The 11,452-nt window shown below is 63.8% G+C and carries 8 protein-coding genes; 3 read left to right on the top strand and 5 right to left on the bottom strand.

Annotation, left to right across the window (positions count from 1 at the left end; genetic code table 11):
- Positions 1-5 precede the first annotated feature (5 nt).
- Positions 6-1,001 (bottom strand): rhamnose ABC transporter substrate-binding protein, encoded by a 996-nt coding sequence (rhaS, locus tag CK218_RS24520; protein WP_095777440.1) that lies wholly within the window; start codon positions 999-1,001, stop codon positions 6-8.
- Positions 1,002-1,057: 56 nt separating this feature from the next.
- Positions 1,058-1,867, bottom strand: a complete 810-nt coding sequence (locus CK218_RS24515; protein ID WP_095777439.1) for a DeoR/GlpR family DNA-binding transcription regulator — start codon at positions 1,865-1,867, stop codon at positions 1,058-1,060.
- A gap of 186 nt (positions 1,868-2,053) precedes the next feature.
- Between CK218_RS24515 and CK218_RS24510 the strand changes: the two genes are divergently transcribed.
- The 3 genes from CK218_RS24510 to ggt all read left to right on the top strand — a co-directional run bounded on the left by CK218_RS24510 (position 2,054) and on the right by ggt (position 7,564).
- Positions 2,054-4,156, top strand: coding sequence for a bifunctional rhamnulose-1-phosphate aldolase/short-chain dehydrogenase (locus CK218_RS24510; RefSeq protein WP_095829174.1), 2,103 nt, complete (start codon positions 2,054-2,056; stop codon positions 4,154-4,156).
- Between the two features lie 150 nt (positions 4,157-4,306).
- The gene (rhaI, locus tag CK218_RS24505; protein ID WP_095829173.1) at positions 4,307-5,599 is read left to right on the top strand and encodes an L-rhamnose catabolism isomerase; all 1,293 of its coding nucleotides are present in this window, start codon (positions 4,307-4,309) and stop codon (positions 5,597-5,599) included.
- Between the two features lie 225 nt (positions 5,600-5,824).
- Positions 5,825-7,564 (top strand): gamma-glutamyltransferase, encoded by a 1,740-nt coding sequence (ggt, locus tag CK218_RS24500; protein ID WP_095829172.1) that lies wholly within the window; start codon positions 5,825-5,827, stop codon positions 7,562-7,564.
- Here the strand turns inward: ggt and CK218_RS24495 are convergent, their stop codons facing one another.
- The 3 genes from CK218_RS24495 to CK218_RS24485 all read right to left on the bottom strand — a co-directional run bounded on the left by CK218_RS24495 (position 7,565) and on the right by CK218_RS24485 (position 11,282).
- Complete coding sequence (locus tag CK218_RS24495) at positions 7,565-7,819, bottom strand: hypothetical protein (RefSeq protein ID WP_170950361.1); 255 nt, start codon at positions 7,817-7,819, stop codon at positions 7,565-7,567.
- A 212-nt stretch (positions 7,820-8,031) separates the two neighbouring features.
- On the bottom strand, positions 8,032-9,420 hold the full coding sequence (locus CK218_RS24490; protein WP_095777435.1) for a sigma-54 dependent transcriptional regulator: 1,389 nt from the start codon (positions 9,418-9,420) through the stop codon (positions 8,032-8,034).
- Positions 9,417-11,282 (bottom strand): ATP-binding protein, encoded by a 1,866-nt coding sequence (locus CK218_RS24485; RefSeq protein ID WP_095829218.1) that lies wholly within the window; start codon positions 11,280-11,282, stop codon positions 9,417-9,419. Before CK218_RS24485 ends, CK218_RS24490 begins: the two co-directional genes overlap by 4 nt.
- Positions 11,283-11,452 lie beyond the last annotated feature (170 nt).

Genomic DNA, 11,452 nt, shown 5'->3' with positions numbered 1-11,452 from the left:
TCAGATCAATAGATCTTTGAGAACTTCTCGATGTTGGTCTTGTCGAACTGGAAGGGCGGAGCCATCGCAGCCGAGTTGGTATCGTCGAGCGTCACCTTGCCGACGCGGCCGATCGACAGCGTGGCGCCGGGCTTGGCCTCTTCTTTCTTCACCGCCAGGTCATGCGCGAGATAGATCGCCGAGTAGCCGAGGTCGATCGGGTTCCACAGCGCGACCGCCTGGCTGGCGCCGTTGTCGATGAACTTCTTGAACTCCGACGGCAGCGCGAGGCCGGTGACGTTGACCTTGCCGATCAGGTTCTCGTCGGTGACGACCTGCGCGGCGGCAACGACGCCGACGGTGGTCGGCGCGATGATCGCCTTGAGGTTCGGATAGGATTTCAACAGGCCCTTGGCTTCGTCGGTGCTCTTGGCGGAGTCGTCGTCGCCATAGACGGTGGCGACCAGCTTGATCTTCGGGAACTTCTCCGGCAGCATCTTCTTGGCCGCTTCGATCCAGGCATTCTGGTTGGTCGCGGTCGACGATGCCGAGAGGATGGCGACATCGCCGCCTTCCGGCAGGTAGTCGGCGGCGAGCTTGATGATGGTTTCGCCGATCAAATTGGTGTCGGACGGGTTGAGGTGGAGCTGGCGGCCTTCCTTGGCGACGCCGGAGTCCCACGAGATCACGGTGATGCCGCGATCCATCGCCTTCTTCAGCACCGGCACCAGCGCATCGGCGTCATTGGCCGAGACGGCGATGGCATTGACCTTCTGCGCGATCAGCGAGTTGATCACCTCGATCTGCGCCTCCGCCGTCGCTTTGGTCGGACCGGTATAGATCACGTCGACGTCGCCCAGTTCCTTGGCCGCTTCCTCGGCGCCCTTGTTGGCGGCGTCGAAGAAGCCGTTGCCGAGCGACTTCACGACCAGCGCGATCTTGACGTTCTCGGCATAGGCGCCATTCACGAACATGGCGGCGGAAAAGGCCGCCGTGACCAGCAGTTTCTTCAAAAAGCTCATTCGAATATCCTCCCTTGAGCGTTGCATTCCATCGCCGCTGCGGGCGCGAGTTGTCCTCAGGCCTGCAGTGAAGATTCCTCCTTGTCGCTTGACTGTTTGCGGGCGACGATCAGCGCCACACCCGCGGTTTCCAGCATCTTGGCTTCGCGGTCGTCGATGCCGTCGTCTGTGATCACGGTCGTGATGCGCGACAGCCCGCACAGGATCAGGCTGGAGCGCATGCGGAATTTCGAGGAATCGACCAGCACCACCAGCTCGTCGGCCTGGTCGATCAGTTTCTGCTCCGCCTGGATCAGCAGCGGGTCGCCTTCCATCAGGCCGAGCGGTCCCAACCCTTGAGCGCCCATGAACATGCGCCGCGCATAGAAATTGCGCGTCACGTCATTGTCGAAGGGCGACAGGATGATGTTCTGCTCGCGATAGATCGTGCCGCCCGACAGCATCACCGTGTTCTTCGAGTGCTTGAGCAGATGCTCGGCGATCGGGAACGAGTTGGTGAAGATCGGCATGCGGCGGCCGGTCAGGAAATGCACCATCTGGAAGGTCGTGGTGCCGCCATTGATGATGATCGGCTCGCCGTCCTTGCAAAGGTTCACCGCTTCCCGCGCGATCGCCCGCTTCTGCGCGGCGTTCAGCGTTTCGTTGACCGAGAAGGGCCGGCCGGCAAGGCCGATGACTTGCGGCGGTGAGATCGCCTCGGCGCCGCCGCGCACCCGGCGCAGGCGCTTTTGCACATGCAGCGCCGCGATATCGCGCCGAATCGTCGCCTCGGAGGAGTCCGTCAGGTCGACCATTTCCTGCACCGTCACCACAGGCTTTTCCTGGACGGCGGACAGAATGATCCTGTGGCGCTCTTTTTCGTGCATGGTTCCTCCCTGCCTGGCTATCAGGCACCAGAAAACGCGCAGTGTCAATCATTTCCGATCACATATTTTCATTGTGCAGTGCAATATGATCGATCTTGATCGTTTATGATTGACAAGAGGCCCTGTTGCGTAGACATTCCTGCCAAATTGGACTGCGCATTTTTAGCGTCCCAAGGGAGGATACCTATGCTCGACAAGCGCTCCGGCTCGCGCCTCGCCAATCTGTGGGACGATGCAAGGGCCGAAGGGATGAGCGGTCCCGAGCTTCTGGTCTATCGCTCGAACACGCTGGGGTCAGACAAGCGCGTCACCAATTATGGCGGCGGCAACACCTCGTCCAAGGTCTGGCAGAAAGACGCGCTGACCGGTGAGGACGTCGAGGTGCTGTGGGTCAAGGGCTCGGGCGGCGACAGCGCTTCGATCAAGCTCGACGGGTTTGCGACCCTCTACATGGACAAGCTGCGCGCGCTGAAGAGCCTCTATCGCGGCGTCGACCACGAGGATGAGATGGTGGGCTATCTGCCCCACTGCACCTTCAACCTCAATCCGCGCGCGGCCTCCATCGACACGCCGCTGCATGCCTTTGTGCCGAAGGCTTGCGTCGACCACATGCATCCCGATGCCATTATCGCGATTGCCGCGGCGAAGGACTCCAGAGCGATCACGAAAGAGGTGTTTGGCGAGGCCATCGGCTGGCTGCCCTGGAAGCGGCCGGGCTTCGAGCTTGGGCTGTGGCTGGAGAAATTCTGCCGCGAGAACCCCGACGCCAAGGGGGTGGTTCTCGAAAGCCACGGCCTGTTCACCTGGGGCGACACGCCGAAGGAATGTTACGAAACGACGATTTCGGTGATCAATCAGGCGATCGACTGGTTCGAGCGCAAATCCCAGGGCAAGGCGATCTTCGGCGGCGAGGTGGTGAAGGCGCTCGAGGCGCCGGCACGGCGTGCCATTGCCGCGAAACTCATGCCGAGAATCCGCGGCCTGATCTCGGAAAAGAGCCATAAGCTCGGCCATTTCGACGACCAGCCGGCAGTGCTCGAATTCGTCAATTCGAAAGACCTGCGCCCGCTGGCGGCCCTGGGCACGTCCTGCCCGGACCATTTCCTGCGCACCAAGATCCGGCCATTGGTGATCGACTTCGATCCGGCAAAGCCGGATGTCGATGCCGTCATCGCGCGCCTCGCCGACGACATTGAGGCCTATCGCGTCGGCTACCAGGCCTATTACGACAGTTGCAAACATAAGGACTCGCCCGCCATCCGCGATCCGAACGCGGTCGTCTATTTGATGCCGGGCGTCGGCATGTTCACCTTCGCCGGCGACAAGGCGACGGCGCGCATCTCCGGCGAGTTCTACGTCAACGCCATCAACGTCATGCGCGGCGCCTCGACGGTCTCGTCCTATGTCGGCCTGCCGGCTCAGGAGGCCTTCGACATCGAATACTGGCAGTTGGAAGAAGCCAAGCTCCAACGCCTGCCGAAGCCGAAGGCGCTGGCGGGACAGATCGCGCTGGTCACGGGCGGCGCCGGCGGCATCGGCCGCGCCACCGCCAACCGCCTGCTGCGCGAAGGCGCCTGCGTCGTGCTGGCCGATATCGATGAGGCCGCGCTTGCCGGCGCTCACGAAGAGCTGTCGAAGGCCTACGGCAAAGACTTCGTCCGTCCGGTGCGGATCGACGTGACCTCGGAAGATCAGGTCACGTCGGGCTTTGCCGAAACTTCGGTCGAGTTCGGCGGCATCGACATTCTGGTTTCCAATGCCGGCTTGGCCTCCTCGGCGCCGATCGAGGAAACGACGCTGGCGTTGTGGAACAAGAATATGGACATCCTGTCGACCGGCTATTTCCTCGTTTCGCGCGAGGCTTTCCGGCTGTTCCGCGCGCAGAAGATCGGCGGCAATGTCGTCTTCGTCGCCTCCAAGAACGGCCTTGCCGCTTCGCCCAACGCCGCCGCTTACTGCACGGCCAAGGCGGCCGAGATCCATCTCGCGCGCTGTCTCGCGCTTGAGGGTGCGGAGGCGCAGATCAGGGTCAACGTCGTCAATCCGGACGCCGTGCTGCGCGGCTCCAAGATCTGGACCGGCGAATGGAAGGAACAGCGCGCCGCCGCCTACAAGATGTCGACCGACGATCTCGAGGAGCATTACCGGTCGCGTTCGATGCTGAAACGCTCGGTATTTCCGGAAGATATCGCCGAAGCGATCTACTTCTTCGCTTCCGACATGTCGGCCAAGTCGACTGGCAACATCGTCAATGTCGACGCCGGCAACGCGCAGAGTTTTACGCGGTAAATTGTCAAAGCCAGCGCTGCCCCTCACCCTTACCCTCTCCCCGTAAGAACGGGGAGAGGGGCGCCAGCGCTGGAGCGCGTCCCTTCTCCCCGTCACTATACGGGGAGAGGGTAAGGGTGAGGGGCAGCGCTGGCGAATTGGGAGGAAAAAATGTCCGAACAGATCATCTCAGCCGACCTCGTCGCCAACCACAACTCAGCTCGCCAACCCGCCCTCGAGCGCGACTACGCCTCGCTCGGCGAACGCCTCGACCGGCGCGGCATTGCCATCGACGCCATCCGCGACCAAGTCGAAAAATTCGGCGTCGCGATCCCGTCCTGGGGCGTCGGCACCGGCGGCACGCGCTTTGCCCGTTTTCCCGGCCCCGGCGAGCCGCGCGACATCTTCGACAAGATCGAGGATTGCGCCGTCATCAGCCAGCTGACGCAAGCGACGCCTACCGTCTCGCTGCATATCCCGTGGGACAAGGCCGATCCGAACCGGCTGAAGCAGGCGGCGGCGCGTTTCGGGCTCGGGTTCGATGCGATGAACTCCAACACCTTTTCCGACGCGAAGGACCAGAAGCTCTCCTACAAATTCGGCTCGCTGTCGCACGCCGATGCCGGCACGCGCCGCCAGGCGGTCGAGCACAATCTCGAATGCATCGAGATCGGCAGGACGCTTGGGTCGAAGGCGCTGACGGTATGGATCGGCGACGGCTCGAACTTCCCCGGCCAGGTCAGTTTCGCCAAGGCCTTCGAGCGCTATCTCGACGCCATGCGGCAAATCTACGCTGGCCTGCCGGACGACTGGCGGCTGTTTACCGAGCACAAGATGTACGAGCCGGCCTTCTATTCGACCGTCGTGCAGGACTGGGGCACGAACTACATCATCGCCAAGGAGCTCGGCGACAAGGCCTTCTGCCTCGTCGACCTCGGCCACCACGCGCCCAACGTCAACATCGAGATGATCGTGTCGCGGCTGATTCAATTCGGCAAGCTCGGCGGCTTCCACTTCAACGATTCCAAACATGGCGACGACGATCTCGACGCCGGTTCGATCGATCCTTACCGGCTGTTTTTGGTCTTCAACGAGCTGGTCGATGCAGAGCTTTCGGGTGCCAAGGGCTTCCATCCCGCGCATATGCTCGACCAGAGCCATAACGTCACCGATCCGATCGAAAGCCTGATGCTGTCCGCGGTCGAGGTGCAGCGCGCCTATGCGCAGGCGCTGCTGGTCGACCGCAAGGCGCTGGACGGTTTTCAGGAAGCGAACGACGCGCTGATGGCGACGCAGACGCTGAAGACCGCCTACCGCACCGATGTCGAGCCGATCCTCGCCATGGCGCGGCTGAGAACCGGCGGCGCCATTGATCCGGTCGCCGCCTATCGCCAGGCCGGCTACCGGGCGAAGGTCGCGGCGGAGCGGCCGGGCGTCGCCGGCGGTGGCGGCGGGATCGTCTGACACCCTCATCCGGCCGCTTCGCGGCCGCCTTTCTCCCAAGGCAGAAGAGGTTGGCGTCGGCGCTGACGAGCTCCTTCCCCCGCGGGAAGAGGTCGGACTGCCCCGAATTGCCCTTCGCAATTCGGGGGGCAGGTGAGGGGCTCTGCCCAATGCTACTCCAATTGTTATTGGACTAACGCGCTCCAACGGTCTTTCCTGGGTGTCCCCCCGCCTTGGAGACCCACCATGCATTTCACCCGCCGGACGCTGATCGCCGTCAGCTTTGCGCTCACTGTTGCCTTCACACCATCGGCCGCCGTTTTTGCGGCTTCGCCGGCTCCCGCCAAGGGCGAGCACGGCATGGTGGTGACCGCCCAGCATCTCGCCACCGAAGTCGGCATCGACGTGCTGAAGAAGGGCGGCAACGCCGTCGATGCGGCGGTCGCCGTCGGCTATGCGCTGGCCGTCGTCTATCCGAATGCCGGCAATATCGGCGGCGGCGGTTTCATGACCATCCGCTTGAAGGACGGCCGTTCGACCTTCATCGATTTCCGCGAGCGCGCGCCCCTTGCGGCGACCAAGACGATGTATCTCGATAAGGAGGGCAAGCCGATCAAAGGTGCCAGCCTCGACGGTTATCTCGCCGTCGGCGTGCCTGGTTCGGTGGCCGGCTTCGAGATGGCGCGCGAGAGATACGGGACCTTGTCCAGACAGGATCTCATGGCCCCGGCGATCGCCTATGCCAAGGACGGCTTCGTCCTCAACCAGGGCGACGCGGCCTCCTTCGCCGGCGGCGCCGACCGGCTGGCCAAGGATCCGGCAGCGGCCGCTATTTTTCTGAAAAAAGACGGGAAGCCCTATGGCATCGGCGAGAAGCTAGTTCAGTCGGACCTTGCGGCCTCGCTCTCGGCGATCTCCGAGAAAGGCCCCGATGCCTTCTACAAGGGGCCGATTGCCGACGCGATCGTCAAGGCGAGCGGCGCCAAGGGCGGCATCCTCGCCAAAGGCGATTTCGAGCAATACGCGGTGCGCGAGCTGAAGCCGGTGACCTGTTCCTATCGCGGCTACGAGATCATCTCCTCGCCGCCGCCGAGTTCGGGCGGCGTCATCATCTGCGAAATCCTCAATGTGCTCGAAGGCTATCCGCTGTCCTATCTCGGAGCCGGCTCGGCCGAGACCGTCCACGTCATGGTCGAGGCCATGCGTCATGCCTATGTCGACCGCAATTCGGCGCTCGGCGATCCGGATTTCGCCGACAATCCGGTCTCGAAACTGCTCGACAAGGGCTATGCCAAGGACATCCGCGACAAGATCGATCCGTTCCGCGCCGGCGCCTCGAAGGACTTGATGCCCAAGGGCTTCGGCGAGTCGAAGGAAACCACCCATTATTCTATCATCGACAAGGACGGCAACGCGGTAGCCGTCACCTATACGCTCAATGGTTCCTTTGGCGCCGGCGTCGTCGCCGACGGCACCGGGATCCTGCTCAACAACGAAATGGACGATTTCACCCAGAAGCCCGGCGTGCCCAACCTCTACGGACTGGTCCAAGGCGAGGCCAACGCGATCCAGCCGAAGAAGACGCCGCTGTCCTCGATGAGCCCGACCGTCGTTGTGAAGGACGGCAAGCCGTTCATGGTCATCGGCAGCCCGGGTGGCTCGCGCATCATCACCATCACGCTGGAGGCGATCGTCAACGTCATCGACCACGGCATGAACATTCAGGAGGCGATCGACGCTCCGCGCATCCACCATCAATGGCTGCCCGACACCGTCTATGTCGAGCCATTCGGGCTTTCTCCCGACACCGAAAGGCTGCTTGCCGGCATGGGCTATCATCTCGATCTCAGCGACCAGACCTGGGGCCAGGCGGCCGGCATCCTTGTCGGCGGCAAGAGCCTGGCGGAGATCGAGAAAGGTGGCGGCGCCCGCTACAACGGAGCCATCGACAGCCGCGCCGCTTCCGGCGAGGCGCTGGGCTACTGACTACACGACGAGGGTAATGGTCGAGGCAATCAGCAGCACCGCCGCGATGCCGACGAACAGCGCATAAATGCGCGGCCGGTCAATCAGCAGCGCGTTGCCCGAAATCCAGGCCGAAGTGGCGCCGCCCAACGCAAACAGGAAGCCGTTGCGGTGGCCGAAGGTCATCGAGGCGGCCATGAGGCCGCCGATGATCAGCGCGCCGAACACGATGATGACGGCAACGGCATATTTCTCGAAATCATTGCCGCTGCCCATCGCCGGTCCCATGGCGTTGAGATTCGGCAAATCGTCCGGATCAAAGGGGCTGGCCGAGCCGTATTCGTCTTGACCGAGGGATTCGCGCATCATTCGTTCTCCGCTGAGCGGCAACAAACCATCAACGCTTGCCAAGTGCAACCGGCAACGCCACCGCCATCATGCGTTCGCCACCCGGCTGGTGCCAACGTGCCACGGTTTCCTGGATAGCCTCAACGCCGGGGGCTTCGATCGGGTTCCACAAGCTTGATCTCTCTGGAAAAATCGCTGCGCACGATGCCGTGCCGCTGCAGCTTGTCGTAGAAGGTCTTGCGCGGAATGCCGAGCGCCTCGATCGTACGCCGGACATCGCCGCCATTGCGGCCAAGTGTCTCGCGGATGATCTCGGCCTCGTAGCGCTCCAGCCGTTCCGGCAAGGGCATCGAGACGTCCAAATCTGTCGGCTGAGCGGCGGGGCTGCTGCCGATCTCTTCCAGTCCGAGCACGAAGCGCTCGGCAAAATGGGCGAGCTCGCGGACATTGCCGGGCCAGTCGTGTTCGCGCAGATGGCGCTGGACGGCGGCCGGCGCCGCGGGCACCTGGCGATGAAAGCGGGCGGCGGCGCGCTCGGCGAAATACCCGAACAGCAGCGGCACGTCGTCCCGCCGCTCGCGCAGCGGCGGGATCGACAGCGTCACCACATTGAGCCGATAGTAGAGGTCTTCGCGGAAATTGCCGCGCTGGCCGGGATCGCCGAGATCGACCTTGGCGGCGGCAACGACGCGCAGGTCGACGGGCCGGATTTCGTTGGTGCCGAGTGGCGTCACCTCGCGCATTTCGAGTACGCGCAGCATCTGCACCTGAGTGGAGGGTGGCATGCTTTCGATCTCGTCGAGAAACAGCGTACCGCCGCTCGAATGCTCGATGCGGCCGACGCGCTTCTTCTGCGCGCCGGTGAAGGCGCCGGCCTCATGACCGAACAACTCGCTTTCGATCACTGTCTCCGGCAACGTGCCGCAATTGAGCGCGACGAAATTGCCCTTGGCGCGGCGGCTCCAGCGATGCAGCAGGCTCGCCACCACCTCCTTGCCCGAGCCTGTCTCGCCGGTCACCAGCACATCGACATCGGTGTCGGCGATCTGTCTCAGCGTGCGGCGCAGCCGCTCCATCGCCGGCGTCTGGCCGATCAGCGGCAGGCCTTCCTGCGCCTGCTCGGCCGCTTCGCGCAAGGCGCGGTTCTCCATAACAAGACGGCGCTTTTCCGCGGCGCGCCATACACTTTGCGCCAGCCGGTCGGCGGCGAAGGGCTTGGTGATGAAGTCATAGGCGCCGTCCTTGATCGCCTTCACCGCCATGGCGATATCGCCGTGCCCGGTGACGAGGATGACGGGAATATCCGGGTCAAGGTCGACCACGAGGTCGAAAAGCTGCAGGCCGTCCATTTCGGGCATGCGGATGTCTGACACCAAGACGCCGGCAAAGCCGGCATCGAGGCCGGCGAGTGCCTCGCTTGCAGCGGAAAAGGCAGACACGGCAAAACCGGCGAGTTCGAGCGTCTGCTTCGTCGCCTTGAGCAGGTCGCTATCGTCATCGATCAGGATGACCGGATTGCCGTCTGTCATCTCGGGCCAGCCTTCGAGAGATGGATGGTGAAGCGGGTGCCGGTCCCGCTGCTTGTCACCTCGATACGCCCGCCATAGTCGGCGACGATGTCCTTCGAGATGACGAGCCCGAGCCCCAAGCCCTTTTCCTTCGAGGTATTGAAAGGCGTGAACAGCGATTTCAGGATCGCCGGCGGAATCCCCGGTCCGTTATCGAACACGATCAGCGCGACGCCGTCGGCGGTTTCCTCGGCGGACACTTCGACCCGAGCACCGTCACGACCATCGAGCGCTTCCAGCGCGTTCTGGAACAGGTTGATCAGCACCTGCTCCAGCCGCAGCCGGTTGCCCATCACTTTCAGCGTCGCCGGCGGCAGCGTGATCGCCAGCGCGTCCAATCGGCCGGCAAAGCGGCTCCTGAGCAGCACCACGGCGCCTTCGATGACGCTGCGCAACTCGACCGGCTCGGCGGCGGTGCGACCCTTGCGGGCGAAAGCTTTCAGCTCCTCGGTGATGGAGCCGATGCGTTCGGTCAGCGCTGCGATGGCGCCGAGATTTTCCTCCGCCGGCGCCGTCTGCTTGCGTTCCAGGAAAACGCGCGCATTGTCGGCATAGGCGCGGATGGTCGCCACCGGCTGGTTGATCTCATGCGCGACGCCCGCGGCAACCTGGCCGAGCGTCGCCAGGCGGTTGGCCTGCACCAGCTCCTGCTGCATGACCTGCAGCTTGGCTTCGGTGCTGCGGTGGTCGGCGATCTCGGCCTGCAGCCGGTCGCGCGCGAGGCTGAGGTCCTGCGTGCGCTCGACGACGCGCCGTTCGAGTTCGGCGCGCGCCGCCTGCTCGGCGGCGATCCGCATCTGCGCGGACTGCCGGCGCCACAACAGATAGGCGGCCAAAGCGAGGAGCGGGACAAGGACGCCGAGGGCCAACAAACGCATTTCGCGCTGCGCCGCCGCGATCGGCGCTTCCGCCGGCACGAGATAGTCGAGGCGCCATGGCGTCGACGGCACGGCGGTCGATAGCCGCAGATACTCCGCGTCGCTGCCGCCGGGCGTGATGGCGTGCACCAACGCGACATCGGGGCTGAGCGGTTGCGGCCTCGTGACGGGCAACGGCACCAGCGGAGCCTCGCCGAACTGCTGGCTGGCGCGGATGTCGGCCGCGACTGAAGCGGCCAGCGGCGCCGTCGTCATGAAGCGCCAGGAGGACACGCTGGTGATCAGCACCACCCCATGCTCGTCGCTGACATAGGCCGGGCGGTTCGCCTCGTGCCAGTCGGCTTCGAGCTGGTCGAACTCCATCTTGACCACGACGACGCCGAGCGGGGCCGCCGCACTCCCGACACGGCGCGAAATGTAGAGGCCCGGGCGCTTGCTGACATTGCCGAGCGCGAAATACTCGGCCGTGCCGGATTGCATGGCGCCGGAGAAATAAGCGCGAAAACCGTAGTCATTGCCGACAAAGCTTACCGGCTCGCGCCAGTTGCTGGAAGCGATGGCCAGCCCGTCCGGGCCGGTGACGTAAAGCACCGAGGCCTTGGTGCCGGAAACCAGCCCTTCGAGCTTGCGGTTGAGCACGTCGATCGAGGCGGGGCTGCGCTCGGCGAGCGCGTCATGCACCTGCTGGTCTTCGGACAGAAGCAGCGGCAGCGCGCGCGGATTTTCGAGCACCGCACGCAGCAGCGCGACCTTGAGATTGGCGTCGGTCCGCCCTTGCGCCGACAGCGCCTCGATCTCGGTCGAGCGTCCGTAGAGGCCGGCGCCAAAGAGCGCTGCAAAGACGATGAGAAGCGCCACCGCCGCAAACAGCAGCCAGGCGCGCCGCGCCCGCCCGGCGAGCAGTTCGGGCGTCGAAGCGAGGGCAGCGGCGGGGCGTTGCAGCATCGCCCATTTGTGCATGATTTCGCACAAAGCACAATTCGAGCTATGCGGATCGCCGCACTGCGCTGTTGAATGGCAAAGCGCGTTGCGTCAGAAAACCAAACAAAATCAATGCTCGACGCATCAAGGCGCAATCTGGCACGGCCGTTGCAAATGCATCCGCAGCAGCCGCG

The sequence above is a fragment of the Mesorhizobium sp. WSM3879 genome, assembly GCF_002294915.1.
In the GTDB taxonomy this organism is placed as follows: Bacteria; Pseudomonadota; Alphaproteobacteria; order Rhizobiales; family Rhizobiaceae; genus Mesorhizobium.
The sequence above is the reverse complement of the archived record's forward strand: the minus strand, read 5'-3'. Positions and strand labels throughout refer to the sequence as shown.